At 74.0% G+C, this 15568-nt stretch carries 14 protein-coding genes and 1 riboswitch; of the genes, 8 read left to right on the top strand and 6 right to left on the bottom strand.

All coding sequences use genetic code 11. The features are described 5' to 3' along the window. Positions 1-27: 27 nt before the first annotated feature. The 3 genes from ACWF41_RS20865 to ACWF41_RS20855 are packed head-to-tail and all read right to left on the bottom strand — an operon-like array spanning position 28 to position 4458. Positions 28-1452, bottom strand: coding sequence for a GntT/GntP/DsdX family permease (locus tag ACWF41_RS20865; protein ID WP_380318079.1), 1425 nt, complete (start codon positions 1450-1452; stop codon positions 28-30). 41 nt (positions 1453-1493) lie between these two features. Then, on the bottom strand, positions 1494-3110 hold the full coding sequence (locus tag ACWF41_RS20860) for an N-acyl-D-amino-acid deacylase family protein (protein ID WP_380318076.1): 1617 nt from the start codon (positions 3108-3110) through the stop codon (positions 1494-1496). Positions 3111-3120: 10 nt separating this feature from the next. Continuing rightward, positions 3121-4458: a type III PLP-dependent enzyme domain-containing protein gene (locus ACWF41_RS20855; RefSeq protein WP_380318073.1), complete on the bottom strand. Its 1338-nt coding sequence runs from the start codon at positions 4456-4458 to the stop codon at positions 3121-3123. A 162-nt stretch (positions 4459-4620) separates the two neighbouring features. Here ACWF41_RS20855 and ACWF41_RS20850 point away from each other — a divergent pair, with 162 nt between their 5' ends. Together ACWF41_RS20850 and ACWF41_RS20845 are read left to right on the top strand one after the other, a co-directional pair. Then, positions 4621-5403 (top strand): IclR family transcriptional regulator, encoded by a 783-nt coding sequence (locus ACWF41_RS20850; protein ID WP_380318070.1) that lies wholly within the window; start codon positions 4621-4623, stop codon positions 5401-5403. Continuing rightward, entirely contained in the window at positions 5400-5807 is a 408-nt protein-coding gene (locus ACWF41_RS20845) for a RidA family protein (RefSeq protein WP_380318067.1), read from the top strand. Before ACWF41_RS20850 ends, ACWF41_RS20845 begins: the two co-directional genes overlap by 4 nt. A 1-nt stretch (position 5808) precedes the next feature. On the opposite strand, the gene ACWF41_RS20840 is transcribed toward ACWF41_RS20845, so the two are convergent. Together ACWF41_RS20840 and ACWF41_RS20835 are read right to left on the bottom strand one after the other, a co-directional pair. After that, positions 5809-6453: an AAA family ATPase gene (locus tag ACWF41_RS20840; RefSeq protein ID WP_380318064.1), complete on the bottom strand. Its 645-nt coding sequence runs from the start codon at positions 6451-6453 to the stop codon at positions 5809-5811. 7 nt (positions 6454-6460) lie between these two features. Beyond that, positions 6461-7021 (bottom strand): DnaJ family domain-containing protein, encoded by a 561-nt coding sequence (locus ACWF41_RS20835; protein ID WP_380318061.1) that lies wholly within the window; start codon positions 7019-7021, stop codon positions 6461-6463. Between the two features lie 83 nt (positions 7022-7104). On the opposite strand from ACWF41_RS20835, the gene ACWF41_RS20830 reads away from it, so the two are divergent. The 3 genes from ACWF41_RS20830 (at position 7105) to ACWF41_RS20820 (ending at position 9846) form a co-directional block, all read left to right on the top strand. Beyond that, complete coding sequence (locus tag ACWF41_RS20830) at positions 7105-8286, top strand: aminotransferase class I/II-fold pyridoxal phosphate-dependent enzyme (RefSeq protein ID WP_380318058.1); 1182 nt, start codon at positions 7105-7107, stop codon at positions 8284-8286. A 289-nt stretch (positions 8287-8575) separates the two neighbouring features. Then, complete coding sequence (locus ACWF41_RS20825; protein ID WP_380318055.1) at positions 8576-9358, top strand: endonuclease/exonuclease/phosphatase family protein; 783 nt, start codon at positions 8576-8578, stop codon at positions 9356-9358. After that, positions 9355-9846 carry a DUF6328 family protein gene (locus ACWF41_RS20820; protein WP_380318052.1) on the top strand — a complete coding sequence of 164 codons (492 nt, stop codon included), beginning with the start codon at positions 9355-9357 and terminating at the stop codon, positions 9844-9846. The genes ACWF41_RS20825 and ACWF41_RS20820 overlap by 4 nt, the downstream gene beginning before the upstream one ends. A gap of 22 nt (positions 9847-9868) precedes the next feature. Here ACWF41_RS20820 and ACWF41_RS20815 read toward each other — a convergent pair whose 3' ends face one another. Next, positions 9869-10192, bottom strand: coding sequence for a CBU_0592 family membrane protein (locus ACWF41_RS20815; RefSeq protein ID WP_380318049.1), 324 nt, complete (start codon positions 10190-10192; stop codon positions 9869-9871). 194 nt (positions 10193-10386) lie between these two features. Here ACWF41_RS20815 and ACWF41_RS20810 point away from each other — a divergent pair, with 194 nt between their 5' ends. From ACWF41_RS20810 to gcvP, 3 genes are all read left to right on the top strand, one after another. Beyond that, the gene (locus tag ACWF41_RS20810) at positions 10387-11295 is read left to right on the top strand and encodes a LysR family transcriptional regulator (RefSeq protein WP_380318046.1); all 909 of its coding nucleotides are present in this window, start codon (positions 10387-10389) and stop codon (positions 11293-11295) included. A 73-nt stretch (positions 11296-11368) separates the two neighbouring features. Beyond that, a complete protein-coding gene (locus ACWF41_RS20805) occupies positions 11369-12028 on the top strand; it encodes an HdeD family acid-resistance protein (RefSeq protein ID WP_380318043.1) in 660 nt (219 codons plus the stop codon). Positions 12029-12106: 78 nt separating this feature from the next. Next, positions 12107-12214: riboswitch (glycine riboswitch) on the top strand. Positions 12215-12429: 215 nt separating this feature from the next. Next, on the top strand, positions 12430-15447 hold the full coding sequence (gcvP, locus tag ACWF41_RS20800; protein ID WP_380318039.1) for an aminomethyl-transferring glycine dehydrogenase: 3018 nt from the start codon (positions 12430-12432) through the stop codon (positions 15445-15447). The last annotated feature ends 121 nt before the right edge of the window (positions 15448-15568 follow it).

Here is a 15568-nt window from a genome sequence, read left to right as displayed (position 1 = left end):
CCGGTGCGCGCGCGCGACCGGACCGCGCTACACGACGAGCCAGAGCAGCGCGGTGAAGGCCAGGCCGAGCACGGCGATGAGCGTCTCCATCACGGTCCACGTCTTCAACGTCTGCCCGACGGTCATGCCGAAGTACTCCTTGACCAGCCAGAACCCCGCGTCGTTCACGTGCGACAGGATCAGCGACCCGGCGCCGACGGCCAGCACGACGAGCGCGAGGTGCGTCGGGGACAGGCCCGAGGCGAGCGGCGCCACGATGCCGGACGCGGTGATGGTCGCGACCGTGGCCGAGCCGGTCGCGATGCGCACCAGCGCGGCGATCATCCAGCCCAGCAGCAGCACGGACAGGCTCATGGCCACGGCGGCTTTGCCGATCGCGATGCCGGTGCCGCCGTCGACCAGGACCTGCTTGAAGCCGCCGCCCGCCCCGACGATCATCGTGGCGCTCGCGATGGGCTTGAGGCTGTCGGTCATCTTCGACGCGATGCCCGACAGGGAGAAGCCGACGCTCGTGCCGAAGGTGACCATGGCGAGCAGGACGGCGATGAGCAGCGCGATCATCGGCTCGCCGATGAAGACGATGAACCCGTAGTACCCCGCGGACGGGTCGCCCCAGACCTCGACGGCGGCGCGCAGCAGCATGAGCACCACCGGGCTGAGGATCGTCGTGAGGGTCAGGGCGAAGGTGGGGCGACGGCTGGCGAGCGTCCCCTCCTCGGCCGAGCCGGCGTCCTCGGCGACGATGCCGCCGCCCGAGCCCTGGGCGCCGATCGGCACGAGCCGCGCCGCGAACCGGCCCCACACGGGGCCGGCGAGGACGACGACCGGGATCGCGATGAGCAGGCCGAGCGCCATCGTGGTGCCGACGTCGGCACCCAGGTTGGCGATGGCGGCGAGCGGGCCGGGGTGCGGCGGGATGAAGCCGTGCAGCGCGGACAGGCCGGCGAGCGCGGGCATCGCGAGCAGCATCGCGGGCAGGCCCGAGCGCCGGACGGCGAGCATGATCACGGGGATCAGCAGCACCAGGCCGACCTCGAAGAACATCGGGATGCCGATGATGAACGCGATGAGCGCCATGCGCCACGGCAGGCTGCCCTTGCCACCGCGCAGGATCTTCGCCACGATCTCGTCGGCTCCTCCGGAGTCCGCGAGGAGCTTGCCGAGCATCGCGCCGAGCACGATGAGGACGCCCACCCCGCCGAGCACGGATCCCACGCCCGCCTCGATCGTCTTCGCGACGTCGGTGAGCGCGATGCCGGAGCCGATCCCCACGAACACCGACCCGAGGATCAGGGCGAGGAAGCCGTGCATCTTCATCACGACGATGAACACCACGACGAGCGCGATGCCGATGGCCGTGACCACCAGCACCTGCGTGTCGTGGCTGTCCCACGGCTGGTTGATCAGGTCGAGGGTGGGGTCGTCGGCTGCCGCCTGCAGCAGTGATCGCATCGGAGGGGTCTCCTGTCTGTGTGTCCGCGTCGGCGTGGACGTCAGCGGGTGCCGCTCCCGGTGCGCCGGAGGGCGCGGCCGGGAAGGGCGTCGGTGCGGGCGCCGTCGTCGATGACGGCGACGCCGTCGACCAGGACGAGGTCGATGCCCGACGCCTGCTGGCGCGGGTCGGCGAACGTCGCGTTGTCCTGGACGGTGTCGGGGTCGAGCAGCACGAGGTCCGCGGCGTAGCCGGGGCGGACCAGGCCGCGGTCGGTCAGTCTCAGCCGGGCGGCGGGGCGGCCCGTGAGGTGGTGCACGCAGTCCTCGAGGGTGAGGACGCCGAGCTCGCGCACGTACCGCGCGAGGTAGCGCGGGAACGTGCCCCAGGCCCGCGGGTGGGGGCGGCCGCCGACGAGGATCGCGTCGGAGCCGCCGCAGTGCACGCGGTGCTGCATGATCGCGCGCACGTTCTCCTCGTGGCCCACGTGCTGCAGGATCGTGGTGCCGAGCCGGTCCGTGACCAGGAGGTCGACGAAGACCTCGCCGGGGGCGCGGCCCTCGTCGCGGCCGATCTGCTCGATCGTCCGGCCCACGTACATGTCGAGGGCACGGTTCTGTACGCCGCTGATCTCCAGGGTGTCCCACTCGGCGACGCACCCGTGGCAGCCGTCGGTGCCCACGTGCTCGACCTCGTACAGGATCCGGGCGCGGACCGCCGGGTGGGCGAGCCGCGCCAGCAGCGCGTCCGGGCCGCCGGAGAACGACCAGCTCGGCAGGACGGCGCTGAGCGTCGTCGAGCCCGGCAGGTACGGGTAGGTGTCGAGCGTGACGTCCACGCCGTCGTCGAGAGCCCGGTCGACGAGGGCGAGGAAGTCGCCCGCGCGGCCCTTGTTGGGCGCGAAGTTCATGGTCGCGTGCGTGAGGTGCAGCGCGCAGCCCGTGGCCCGCGCGAGGTCGATCATCTCCGCGTACGCCTCGAGGGCGCCCTTGCCGTACGACCGGGTGTGCGGGCTGTAGTAGCCGCCGTGCGCGGCGACGACGCGCAGCAGCGCGGCGAGCTCGGCGTCGTCCGCGTACATGCCGGGCGTGTACGTGAGCCCGCTGCTCATGCCGAGCGCGCCCTCGCGCATCCCCTGCGCGAGCAGCTCGCCCATCCGGGCGACCTCCTCGGTCGTGGCGGGCCGCTCGTCCGGCCCGACGACGAGGTGGCGCAGCGTGCCCTGCGGCACCAGGTACGCGGCGTGGCACGCGATCCCCCGGTCCAACCGGTCCAGGTAGCCGGCCACCGACTCCCAGTCCCAGGCGAAGCCCGGCGGGTCGTCGTTCCAGCCCGCGATCTGCGCGCGGATCGCCGAGCGGGTGCGGTCATCCACCGGGGCGAACGACAGCCCGTCCTGGCCCAGCACCTCGAGCGTGACGCCCTGGCTCACCTTCGCCATGTGGTCCGGGTTGGCCAGGATCTGCACGTCCGAGTGCGCGTGCATGTCGATGAAACCCGGCGTCAGGGCGCGGCCGGCCGCGTCCACCGTGCGGCGCGCGCCCGCCGCGCGGACGTCGGACCGGCCCGGGTCGACGGCAGTGATGCGCCCCGCCTCGACGGCGACGTCGGCGACGACGCCCGGCGCCCCCGTGCCGTCCAGCACCAGGGCGTCCCGGACCAGCAGGTCGGCGGTCATCGCGCCGTCCTCAGAACCACGTGCGCACGAGGTCGACGACGACCGGGTCGGCCGCGTCGGCGTCGTCGACCACCGGCACGAGCGACCACTTGTCCATCGCCGTGCAGGGGTGCGACAGGCCGAGCCGCAGCTCGTCGCCGATGGCCACCGGCGCGTCCCCCTCCCAGCGGAGGAAGCCGTGCTGGTCGTTCAGGGCCGTGACCTGCACACCCGTGACCGGCGAGGCGTCCTCCCCTGCCGTGCGGGGGCGGCGGAGCTGCGCCTCGGGCAGGCCCTCGTCGAAGGGCAGGTCGCGCTTGCCCGCGTCGAAGAGCGCGAGGCCCGGCTCGGGCTGCGAGGTGACGCGCACCCAGCCGTGCATGGCGCTGCGGAACCCCGGCCCGCCGGTGCGCGGCTCCTCGCCGAGCGGCGAGATGTGGCGGTAGAAGCCGTCGTCGTGCACCACGTACGCGCCGCTGCGCAGCACGACGCGTGCGCCCTGCGTGGTCAGCGGGGACAGGACCTCGTCGACGAGGTCGAAGTAGGCGCTGCCGCCCGCGGACACCACGGGCACGTCGACCTCGTAGCGGCCGGCCTCGGCGAGGCGCTGGTGCACCTCGACCATGTCGTCCAGGTAGCCGCGCACCACGTCCCGGCTGTGGGCGTCGGAGTCGTGGGCGAGCGCGCCCTCGTAGCCGGCGACGCCGGCGAGGCGCAGGTGCGGGGAGGCGACGACGCGCTCGGCGACCGACAGCGTGGTCTCGAGGTCGCGGGCGCCCGTGCGACCGCCGGCGCCGCCGCGCTCGACGAGCACGTCGATCGGGGGACGGGAGCCGGCGGCGGCGACGTGCGCCGCGAGCGCCTGGTGCATGAGGTCGACCGTGGCCGGCGAGTCCGCCCAGACCAGCACGCGCAGGTCGCGGTCGGCGGCCAGCTCGTCGGCGATCCAGCGCAGCGCCAGCGGCGAGATCACGCTGTTCGCCACCATGACGCGGCCGACGCCGAACTCGAGCGCGACGCCGAGCTGGAACGGGTTCGCGACCGTGATGGCCCACGCGCCAGCGTCGAGCTGTTCGGCCCACAGCTGCGGCGACATCGTCGTCTTGCCGTGGGGCGCGAGGTCGAGCCCGCGCTCCGCGCACCAGTCGGCCATGACGCGCAGGTTGGTGTCGAGGGCGGTGCGCGACAGCGTGAGCAGCGGCGTCGGGAGCTCCGACAGCCGGGGCCGGCGCTCGCGGACCTCCGCCACGGTGAGCCCCCAGAGGTCCGGCGGCAGCGCCTTGTGACGCCAGCCGACCTGCTCGGCGTCGCGCTGCGCGACCTTCTCACGGTCGATCCGACAGGCGTCGTCGGCTCCGGTGCGGTCCATCGACAGACCCTCCCCGCTGCGTTGCGTATAGCGCAACGTTCGTTGCGCATGATGACGCACCTTGCTAACATCGCGCCGGTCGTGCCGTCAATCCAGCACGAGTTCGAGCATGTCCCCGGCGGTGGGCGACCGCGAGCCGGGAGGCAGGTCAGGGAGGGTCCGTTGAGCCAGAGCGTGGGGCGTGCGCTGCGGATCGTCGGCCTCCTCGGACAGGGCCCTCGCACCCTCGACGACCTCGCCCAGGAGCTCGGCGTCCACAAGACCACCGTGCTGCGTCTGCTGCGCGCGCTCGAGGACGAGCGCTTCGTGCGCCGCGACGACCGGCACCGCTACTCGCTCGGCTCGCGCCTGTTCGAGCTCGGTCGTCAGGCGCTCGAGGGGCACGCCGTGCGCGACGTCGCCCTCCCCCACCTGGAGCGGCTCGGCCGCGACACCGGCGGGCAGGCCGTGCACCTCGCCGTCCTGGAGGGCACGCGACCCGTGTACGTCGCGAAGGTCGAGAGCACCAGCTCCGTGCGCATGTACTCCGAGCTCGGGCTGCCCGCCCCGCTGCACGCCACCGCCGTCGGGAAGGTGCTCGCCTCCGAGCTCCCCGAGGGCCGCCTCGCCCAGCTGCTCGGCGCCACCGACTTCCACGCCTACACGCCCCGCACCCTCACCGACGCCGACGCGTACCGCGCCGAGCTGGCGCGCGTGCGCGAGCAGGGCTGGGCGCAGGACGCCGCCGAGCACGAGCCCTTCGTCAACTGCGTCGGCGCGGCGGTGCGCGACGCGTCCGGCACGATCGTGGCAGCGGTGTCCGTCTCCGTGCCCGACGTGATCCTCGACCTGGACGGGGTCCGCGACCTCGTCCCCCTCGTGACGGCGACCGCCGCCGCCGTCGAGGACGACTGGGCGGGGCACGACGCGCCCCGCACGCCATCCACCGAAAGGACCCCGGCATGACCACCAAGACCGCGATCTCCACCGATCAGGCGCCCGCCCCCGCGCACACCTTCCACCAGGGTGTCCGCGTCGGGAACCTGCTCCAGGTCTCCGGCCAGGGCCCCGTCGACCCCGCCACCAACGAGTACCTCTACCCGGGCGACGTCGCCGCGCAGACCACGCGCACGCTGCAGAACGTCGAGGCGATCGTGACGGCCGGCGGCGGCACGATGGCGGACGTCGTCATGCTGCGCGTCTACCTCACCACCCGTGACGACTTCGCCGCGATGAACGACGCCTACGGCGCCTTCCTCACCGAGCGCCTCGGCCCGGACGCCGTGCTCCCGTCGCGCACCACCGTGATGGTCGGCCTGCCGCGCGAGGAGATGCTCGTCGAGATCGACGCGCTCGCGTACGTCGAGTGAGCTAGCCCTCGATCAGCCTGCGGCGCCCTCCGCGCCCGCGAGCAGCGCCGACGGTCCCCGTGACGCCGACGGCCGCGTGCTCCGGGCGTGGCAGGGCGCCGTCGTGCACCGGCACCCGCAGCGCGCCCGTGGTGACCCGGTCGCGGATCGCACGGGCGACCTCCCGCGGCGAGGCGTCGGTGCCGCTCCAGACCGCGTGCGCCGGAACGCCGTCCGCCTCCGCCGCGAAGGCGGCATGCATGGAGCGCGTCGCGACGGGGTCGTCGAAGCCGTGCCCGGTGCGGGCTGCCACCCGTTGCAGGCAGACGTCGACCGGCGGCAGCAGGACGGCGCGGTGCACGACGGCGCCGGCGTCCGCGGCCAGCGTCGCGAGCTCGCGCGCGTCGCCCGCGTGCAGCACGCCGTCGTAGACGACGAGGGCGTCCGCTCGGGCGAGCTCGACCGTCGCGGCGAGTGCCGCGCGCCCCGCCACCACCGTCTGCGACGCTGCCTCCGGCAGCCACGGGTCGACGCCGCCGCGCCGCCAGCGGCCGAAGAACCAGTCGGCTTCCAGCAACAGGGACCGCCCGGCCAGGTCGGCGAGCGCGGCGGTCACGGCGGACTTGCCCGCGCCCGGCGGGCCCGTCACGACGACGACGTCTCCCACGGCGCGCTCAGAAGATCCCGCGGGCGCGACGGCGCTCGCGCCACCGCGCCACCTCGCGCTCGACGTCGCGCGTGGGCGTCACGACCGGCGGGCCGCCCATGAGCTGGCGGCGCGCGTCCACCACGCGCGCGTTGAACTCCTCGACGATGCTGCGCACGCGCGCCTCCTCGGGCTCGCGGTCGAGGGTCTCGTCGAGCTCGGCGTCGTCCCGACGCAGCTGCCCCGCGGGCAGGACGCCGGTGATCTGCTCGCGCTCCACGAGGTTCTTGAGCCACCAGTCCGGGTCGTGCGTGCCGCGCAGGCCGGGGATGGGCTTGCCCTCCAGCGGCAGGTCGTCGAACTCTCCGCGCCGGATCGCCTGGTCGACGACGGTGTCCACCCACAGGGCGCGGTCGTCCATGCGGCGCTGGGCGCGGCCCGGCCCGACGGCCTCCTCGGGTGCGGCGTCGCCCGCGTCCTCCGCGGCCGCGGCCTCGGCGGCCGCCTCCCGGTCCACCCGGTACTGCGCGGCACGGCGCGCCGGGTCGCCGTCCTGCTCGCTCTCCTGGTTGCGGCGTCGTCGGAACATCGGCATTCCCCTCGGGTCGGCTGCTTCCAGCCTAGGGGTGGGCCCGGCGGCGTCGCGGCGAGGTGACCCGGCATGATGGCGGTATGAAGGTCTCGCGCCGCAGCCACGTGCCGCCGTTCGCCGTCATGCAGGTGTTGGCCACCGCGAACGAGCGGCGCGCCGCCGGGCACGACGTGCTCAACCTCTGCGCGGGCGAGCCGTCGACCGGCGCCTCCGACGTCGTCCGCGAGAAGGCCGCCTCCCTCCTGCGGGACGCGGACCTCGGGTACACGGAGGCGATGGGCGTGCCCGCCCTGCGTCAGGAGATCGCCGGCCACTACCGGCGCTGGTACGACGTCGAGGTGGACCCGGCGCGGATCGCCGTGACGACCGGGTCGAGCGGCGGGTTCCTGCTCGCGTTCCTCGCGGCGTTCGACGTCGGCGACCGCGTGGCGCTCGCGCGCCCCGGCTACCCGGCGTACAAGAACATCCTCGCGGCGCTCGGGTGCGAGGTGGTGGAGCTCGACTGCGGCCCGGACACCCGGTACCAGCCCACGGTCTCCCAGCTCATGGAGGCGTACTACGACGGCGGGCTCGACGGCCTGGTCGTGGCGTCCCCCGCCAACCCGACCGGCACGATGCTGCCGCCCGCCGAGCTGGCCGCGCTCGCGCGCTGGTGCGAGGAGCACGACGTGCGCCTGATCAGCGACGAGATCTACCACGGCATCGCCTACTCGACCGATGTACAGCAGGCCACCGCCGCGATGTACACAGGTTCCGGCGCCGTCGTCGTGAACTCGTTCTCCAAGTACTGGGCGATGACCGGCTGGCGTCTGGGCTGGCTCGTGCTGCCCGACGAGCTGGTCGGCCCCGTCGACGCCCTCGCCGGCAACGTCGCCCTCTCGCCGCCCGCGCTGGCGCAGCACGCCGGTGTCGCGGCGTTTTCCCCCGCCGGGTACGCCGCCGCGGCCGACAACGTCGCGAGCTACGCGGCGTCGCGCGAGGCCCTGCTCGACCGCGTCGACGAGCTCGGCTGGCGGCCCGTCGCCCCCGCGGACGGCGCGTTCTACCTGTACGGGAACGTCGCCGGCTTCCGCGACGCCGTCGGCGGCGACTCCGTCGCCTACTGCCGCCGTCTGCTCGCCGAGGGCGACGTGGCGATCACGCCGGGCGCCGACTTCGACTCCGTGCACGGCGGCGACTGGGTGCGCCTCTCCTTCGCCGCCGCCCCCGACGTCGTCACCCGCGCCGTCGACCGCATCGTCGCCTGGCACCGCACCCTCTGACGCCGAGCCGGTCCCGTCCCCGCGAGGTAGTGCGCAATTCGGCGAGGTAGTTCTTGGCCCCGCGAGGTAGTTCGAAATTCCGCGAGGTAGTGCGGATCACGGCGAGGTAGTCACGGTTCTCCCCGGTCGTGGGTGCGAAGTCGCACGTCGTGCGGGAGGCTCGCACTACCTCGCCGAGATCCGGACTACCTCGCGAGGACAGGAACTACCTCGCGAGATCTCGAACTACCTCGGCGGGATCGGGACTACCTCGCGGAGGTCCGGGCCAGCGCGGCGGACGGAGGGGTGGATGATCCGGCTCGTGACGGCGAACGTCCAGCACGCGGTGGTGGACGGACGGCGGGTGGACCTCGCGCGGCTCGGCGCCGCGCTCGCCGCGCTAGACGCCGACGTCCTCGCGCTGCAGGAGGTGGACCACGGGCAGCGGCGCTCGGGCGGCGAGGCCCAGACCTACCGCCTCGCGGAGGTACTGAGGATGCCGGAGCACCGGTTCGTCCCCGCGCTCCGGGGCCCGCTCGACGGGCGGCGTCGCAGGTCGCGGGCCGTCGCGCTGACCGACGACGGCCGCTCCCCCGCGCCTGACGGGTACGGCGTCGCGCTCCTCAGCCGCCACCCTGTGCGCGCCTGGCACCCGATGCGGCTGCCGGGGCTGAACGTGCCGGGGCTGCCGCCCTTCGGCGCGGACGAGCCGCGGGTGGCGGTCGCGGCCGCCGTCGAGACGCCCGAGGGGCCGCTGACCGTCGTCGCGACCCACCTGTCCTGGGCGGACCCCTGGAAGACGTGGCAGCTCCACCGCCTCCGGCGCCGCCTGCGGCACGCGCCGCGGCCCCTGGTGCTGCTCGGCGACCTGAACACCCGGGACGACGTGCCCGCCCGCCGCACGGGCTGGCGCGAGCTGGTGCACGTGCCGACCTACCCGCGGGCGCGCCCGCGGCTCCGCATCGACCACGCGCTGGCCGACGGGCCGGTGGCCGCGCTCGCTGCGGCCCGCGCCGTCGACCTGGGTGTCAGCGACCACCGCGCCGTCGTCGTCGACGTGACGCTCGGCGCGGAGGGCGGCGAGCCGCGATGACCGAGGATCCGATCGGCACGCCCGGGCGGTCCGACCGCCGCCCGGAGACGCCGGAGCAGCGGTCCGACCGCAACTGGAACGAGCTGCTGCAGGAGCTGCGCGTCATGCAGACGGGCGTGCAGATCCTCACCGGGTTCCTGCTGATCCTGCCGTTCCAGTCGCGGTTCGGTGACCTCGACGACTACCAGCGCGGGGTGTACCTGGTGCTCGTGCTGGTGTGCGTCGCGACGACGGGCCTGCTCGTGGCGCCCGTGGCGCTGCACCGGGCGCTGTTCCGCAAGCACCTCAAGCGCTCGGTGGTCACGGGCGGCGACCGGATGGCGCGCGCCGGGCTGGTGCTGCTCGCCGTCGCGCTCGCCGGGACGGCGCTGCTGATCTTCGACGTCGTCGTGGGCCGGGCGGCTGGGCTCGTCGTGGGCGGCGCCGCAGCCGTCGTCTTGCTCGGGCTGTGGGCCGTGGTGCCCGCGGTCGTCCGGCGTCGGTCCTGACGCCCTCGATGGGAGGCCGGGGTCAGGCGGCGAGGTCGACCTGCGCGGCCGACTCGACCCGCGCGACGTCCTCCTGCTCGCGGCGGCCGGCGGCGCGGGCCTTCTGGACCGTGACCAGGGTCTGCGCGCCGATGACGATCCACGCGACGTTCGCGGCGGCGGACGGCCACACGCCGTTGACTCCCGCGACGACGGTCATGACGACGGCGCCGGCCATGTTCGTGACCTGGAACGCGAAGGAGTTCGCGGTCCAGCGGCCCTTGCTCACCATCCCGTAGGCGACGAGCCCGGCGAGGGCGCCGCCCCACCCGAGGGCAGTAATCACGGTCAGCAGGGAGATCGTCATGACGGGCACCTCCGGGTAGGTCGGCGGGGCACAGGTGTGCCACGGCAGAGGAAGAAGCTGAGGGATGTGGACGCCGCCCCCCGGACGGACCGGGGGCCGGGGCGATGCACCGGCCTGGCGTCGAAACGATTCTGCGGCACGAACCGCGTTCAGCACAATCAAATCCTTCTCCGAGAGGTATGTAGTATTCCTACATGGCCACCGACCCACGGAGACTTGCCTTCCTCCTTGCCGTGCACCGCGCCGGGGGCGTGCTCGCGGCAGCAGATCTTCTGCATGTCACCCCGTCGGCGGTCTCCCAGCAGATCGCCCGCCTGGAGGCCGAGGAGGGCTTCGCTGTCCTCGACCGTGGGCCCCGCGGCGTCACCCTCACCCCGGCCGGCCGCGTCCTGGCCGAGGCGGGCGAGCGCATCGAGGCCGAGCTGCTGGAGGCCCGGCAGGCCATCGCCGCGCTCGGCGAGGGCGTGAGCGGCCGCGTCGTCCTCGGCGCGTTCCAGACGGCGATCCGCGCCGTCGTCGCGCCCATGCTGCTCGACCTGGCGGAGCGCTACCCCGGCGTCGAGGTCGACGTGCGCGAGCACGAGCCCGCCGAGGCGATCCGGATGCTGCGCGCCGGCGACCTCGACGTGATCCTCCTCGAGCGCGACGCCGACATGGACTCCCCCGCGCCGCGCGGCGTGCACGACGTGCCGCTGCTCGACGAGCCGTGGTGCGTCGTCGTGCCGGCCGGCCTGCCGATGCCGGAGCGGCTCGACGACCTGGCGAGCCTGCAGTGGGTGGGCGCCGAGGCCGACACGGCGTCCGACCGCGCGCTGCGCCGTCTGGCCCGGACCCTCGGGACGAGCGTCAGCCAGCGGCACCGGTTCTTCGACTTCGACACCGCGCTCGCGCTCGTCGCGGCGAACCAGGGCGTCGCGATGCTGCCGGCGCTCGCCCTGCAGGGTGGGGACGTGCCGGAAGGCGTCGAGGTCGCGCGGCTCGCCGGCCTCGGCACCCGGCGGATCGCCGCGCGGCACCGGGCCACGCGGCACGAGCCGGGCCCGGCCGTGCGCGCCGTCGTCGACGCGATGGTCGAGGTGACGCGCGACCTCGAGCTCGGCTGAGCGGCGTCCCGGCCCGACGACGCCGCTGGTCCCCGGCGCGCGACCGGGCGGGAGCGCTCTTAGCATCGCGAGCATGAGCGGAACGACATCGGGGTCGGCCGGCACGTCCGGCACGGGGGCGGCTCCCCTGTCCGACCGGACGTTCGGCGTCGCGCGGCGCCTCTGGGGCCTGGTCTACCTGCGCGCGCTGCTGTACCTCGCGGCGGGGATCGTGCTGTTCGCGAACCCGGACCGCGGGCTCGTCTGGGTGCGGTGGCTCGTCGGGGCGCTGATCGTGGTGCAGGGCGTGCTGCTCACCGTCGAGGGCGCCCCGACCAAGCGCTCGGGTCGCCCGCAGGGCGCGGGCGACGAGATCAGCTGGCGCCTCATCGCCGGGGTGGTGAGCCTCCTCGCCGGTGTCCTCATCATCGTGTGGCCGTCGATGACCGGGCCGGTGATGTACCTGGTCGTGGCGGTGTGGGCGTGCGCGGCGGGCGTCGTCGGCGTGATCGGGGCGCTGCGGGGGCGGGCGCTGCGGACGGCGTCGTGGGACTGGCAGCTCGTCAACGCGGTCCTGTGGATCGTGCTCGGCCTCGTCATGCTGCTGCGCCCCGGATCGGACGTCGCGACGTCGGCGCAGCTGCTGGCGCTGTACCTGGTGCTCGCCGGCGCGGTGCTGGTGGTGGGCGCGTTCGCGACGGGGACCCGTGCGCGGGACGCCCGCAAGGCCCGGCCGAGCGGCGCGGCCGGGTAGGATCGGCCGCGTCACACGGCAGCACGGCTGCCACCACAACGCGGCGGCGCCGACCGGTGCCTCCGCCACATAGCCGCTCGAACCGCGACGGGAGAGCTCGCGCCGCGCCCCCGATGGAGGCCGGCCGGCGCCGAAGGAGCAACCCTCCCCGGGAATCTCTCAGGCACCCCGTACCGTCACGGCGAGGCAACTCTGGAAAGCGGCCCGGCATCGTCCTCGTGGCGGTGCGGGCCCACCGACGGTGCAAGTCGGCGCGCCCCGTCGACGTCGCAGGCCACGCCTGCGGCGACGTCTATGGCGGACCGGCAAAACTCTCAGGTCGACGTGTGCGCGTCGGATGACAGAGCGGGGAGGACCTGCCCGTCCCCCGCCTGCCCGGCCCGACCTTCGGAGCGTCCGACGTGACCACCACCCCGCACGACCTGCCCTCGCAGGGCACCGGCGTCGACCCGGACGTCTTCGCCGACCGGCACATCGGCCCGCGGGGCCGTGAGGTCGCCGCGATGCTGGAGCAGCTCGGCCACGCCGACCTCGACGCGCTCGTCGACGCCGCCGTCCCGGCATCGATCCGCGCGGACCGCCCGCTGGACCTGCCCGCCGCCCGCTCGGAGGCCGCGGTGCTGGCCCACCTGCGCGACCTCGCGGGGAAGAACCAGGTCAAGCGCCAGATGATCGGCCTCGGCTACTACGGCACCACCACTCCCCCGGTGATCCGACGCAACGTGCTCGAGTCCCCCGCCTGGTACACGGCCTACACGCCCTACCAGCCGGAGATCTCGCAGGGCCGGCTCGAGGCGCTCCTCAACTTCCAGCAGGCCGTCGAGGACCTCACCGGCCTGGCCATCGCCGGCGCCTCCCTGCTCGACGAGGCGACCGCCGTCGCCGAGGCCGTCGCCCTCATGTGGCGCGCCTCGCGCGCGAAGAGCGGCTACGTCGTGCTCGACGCCGACCTGTTCCCGCAGAGCCTGGCCGTGACGCGCGGCCGCGCGGAGGCCATCGGGCTGCCCGTCGTCGTGGCGGGCCTCGACGGCGGCCTCGCGGCGGGCCTGGACGCGGTCGTCGCCGCGGGCGGCGCGCTGCCGGAGGGCGACCTCGTGGGCGTGGTCGTGCAGCAGGCGGGCGCGTCGGGCCGCGTGCTGGACGCGCGCGGCCTGGTCGCGGAGGCCAAGGAGCGCGGCGCGCTCGTCACCGTCGCCGCCGACCTGCTGGCCCTCACGCTGCTCACCTCTCCGGGGGAGCTGGGCGCGGACGTCGCGGTCGGTTCCGCGCAGCGCTTCGGCGTCCCCCTCTTCTACGGCGGCCCGCACGCGGCCTTCATGGCCGTCCGCAAGGGCCTCGAGCGGCAGCTCCCGGGCCGCCTGGTCGGCGTCTCGACCGACGCCGACGGCGCGGTGAGCCTGCGCCTCGCCCTCGCCACCCGCGAGCAGCACATCCGCCGCGAGAAGGCGACGAGCAACATCTGCACCGCCCAGGCGCTCCTGGCGATCGTGGCCTCGATGTACGCCGTCTACCACGGCTCCGACGGCCTCCGCGCGATCGCGGAGCGCACCCACGCCCGCGCCGCCGCCGTCGCGGCCGGCCTGCGCGCGGCGGGCATCGCCGTCGAGCACGACGTCTTCTTCGACACCGTCCGCGCCGTCGTCCCGGGCCGCGCGCAGCAGGTGGTCACGGCCGCAGCGGACGCGGGCTACAACCTGTACAAGGCAGACGCCGACCACGTACAGATCGCCTGCGACGAGACCACCACCCAGTCCGACGTCGCAGCAGTCCTGGCGGCCGTCACCGGCCAGGTGGGCGCGGCGACGAGCGGAGCGGGGAGCTCGGAATCCCCTCGCGCGGACGTAGAAGTTCCCGAAGTGGAGGGCGCCCTGGCGCCCGTGAACGCGTCCGCGCGAGGGGTTTTCGAGCTCCCCGCGGACGTCACCCGATCCACTCCGTACCTCCAGCACCCGATCTTCCACCTGCACCGCAGCGAGACCTCGATGCTCCGGTACCTGCGCGCGCTGAGCGACAAGGACCTGGCACTGGACCGCACGATGATCCCGCTGGGTTCGTGCACGATGAAGCTCAACGCGACGGCAGAGATGGAGGCCATCAGCTGGCCGGGCTTCGCGGACATCCACCCGTACGTGCCGGCGGACCAGGCGCTGGGCTACGCGGAGCTGGTGTCGACGCTGGAGGCGCAGCTCGCGGAGATCACGGGGTACGCGGCGGTGTCGGTGCAGCCGAACGCGGGGTCGCAGGGCGAGTTCGCCGGCCTGCTGGCGATCAAGGGGTACCACCGTTCGCGCGGTGACGAGCACCGCGACATCGTGCTCATCCCGGCGTCGGCGCACGGCACGAACGCGGCGTCGGCGGCTCTCGCGGGCCTGCGCGTCGTGGTGGTGGCGACGGCGGACGACGGCGAGATCCAGCTCGACGACCTGCGCGCGAAGCTCGCGGACCACGGCCCGCAGGTGGCGGGGATCATGATCACGTACCCGTCGACGCACGGCGTCTACGAGGAGCACGTGCGCGAAGTCTGCGACCTTGTACACGAGGCCGGTGGCCAGGTGTACATCGACGGTGCGAACCTCAACGCGCTGGTCGGGCTGGCGCGGCCGGGGGAGTTCGGCGGCGACGTCTCGCACCTGAACCTGCACAAGACGTTCTGCATCCCGCACGGCGGCGGCGGCCCGGGCGTGGGCCCGGTCGCGGTGGCGGAGCACCTGGTGCCGTTCCTGCCGGCGGACCCGACGCCGGGCGCGGGCGCGCAGGAGGGGATCGCGCCGGTGAGCGCGGCGCCGCACGGGTCGGCGGGCATCCTGCCGATCTCGTACGCGTACCTCGCGCTGATGGGGCCGGACGGCCTGACGGAGGCGTCGAAGAACGCGGTGCTCACCGCGAACTACGTGGCGTCGCGCCTCGACCCGTACTTCCCGGTGCTCTACACGGGGAAGAACGGCCTGGTGGCGCACGAGTGCATCCTCGACCTGCGGCAGCTGACCGCCGAGACGGGCGTGACGGCCGAGGACGTGGCGAAGCGCCTCATCGACTACGGATTCCACGCCCCGACGATGTCGTTCCCGGTGGCGGGCACGCTCATGGTCGAGCCCACGGAGAGCGAGGACCTCGCCGAGTTGGACCGCTTCGTCGACGCGATGATCGCCATCCGCGGCGAGATCGACCGCGTCGCGGCGGGGGAGTGGACGCCGGACGACTCGCCGCTGCGTCACGCCCCGCACACCGCGGCGAGCCTCATGACCGACGAGTGGGCGCACCCGTACTCGCGCGAGCTGGCGGCGTTCCCGCTGCCGAGCCTGCGGGCGGGGAAGTACTGGTCGCCGGTGCGCCGCATCGACGGCGCCAAGGGCGACCGCAACCTCGTGTGCGCGTGCCCGCCGCTGGAGTCCTACGCGGAGCCGACCCCCACCCACTGACCGCTGTGAGCGGGCGTTTGGCCCCGCCTCCGGCCCCAAACAAGGGCAAACAGCCAACCACAAAAACCTGCCCCAGACACAACAAAGAAAAACCTGAGCGCCAAGGGGCAGGAAAGCAAGA

The organism is Isoptericola sp. NPDC055063 (genome assembly GCF_053608125.1).
This window is presented reverse-complemented; position numbering and strand designations above follow the sequence as displayed.

Bases quoted from the DNA above. Each gene is read 5' to 3' on its own strand.
- ACWF41_RS20825 (WP_380318055.1), top strand. From the start codon at position 8,576: ATGATCCGGCTCGTGACGGCGAACGTCCAGCACGCGGTGGTGGACGGA.
- ACWF41_RS20860 (WP_380318076.1), bottom strand. From the start codon at position 3,110: ATGACCGCCGACCTGCTGGTCCGGGACGCCCTGGTGCTGGACGGCACG.
- ACWF41_RS20815 (WP_380318049.1), bottom strand. From the start codon at position 10,192: ATGACGATCTCCCTGCTGACCGTGATTACTGCCCTCGGGTGGGGCGGC.
- ACWF41_RS20805 (WP_380318043.1), top strand. From the start codon at position 11,369: ATGAGCGGAACGACATCGGGGTCGGCCGGCACGTCCGGCACGGGGGCG.
- ACWF41_RS20810 (WP_380318046.1), top strand. From the start codon at position 10,387: ATGGCCACCGACCCACGGAGACTTGCCTTCCTCCTTGCCGTGCACCGC.
- ACWF41_RS20845 (WP_380318067.1), top strand. From the start codon at position 5,400: ATGACCACCAAGACCGCGATCTCCACCGATCAGGCGCCCGCCCCCGCG.
- ACWF41_RS20830 (WP_380318058.1), top strand. From the start codon at position 7,105: ATGAAGGTCTCGCGCCGCAGCCACGTGCCGCCGTTCGCCGTCATGCAG.
- ACWF41_RS20835 (WP_380318061.1), bottom strand. From the start codon at position 7,021: ATGTTCCGACGACGCCGCAACCAGGAGAGCGAGCAGGACGGCGACCCG.
- ACWF41_RS20865 (WP_380318079.1), bottom strand. From the start codon at position 1,452: ATGCGATCACTGCTGCAGGCGGCAGCCGACGACCCCACCCTCGACCTG.
- ACWF41_RS20820 (WP_380318052.1), top strand. From the start codon at position 9,355: ATGACCGAGGATCCGATCGGCACGCCCGGGCGGTCCGACCGCCGCCCG.
- ACWF41_RS20855 (WP_380318073.1), bottom strand. From the start codon at position 4,458: ATGGACCGCACCGGAGCCGACGACGCCTGTCGGATCGACCGTGAGAAG.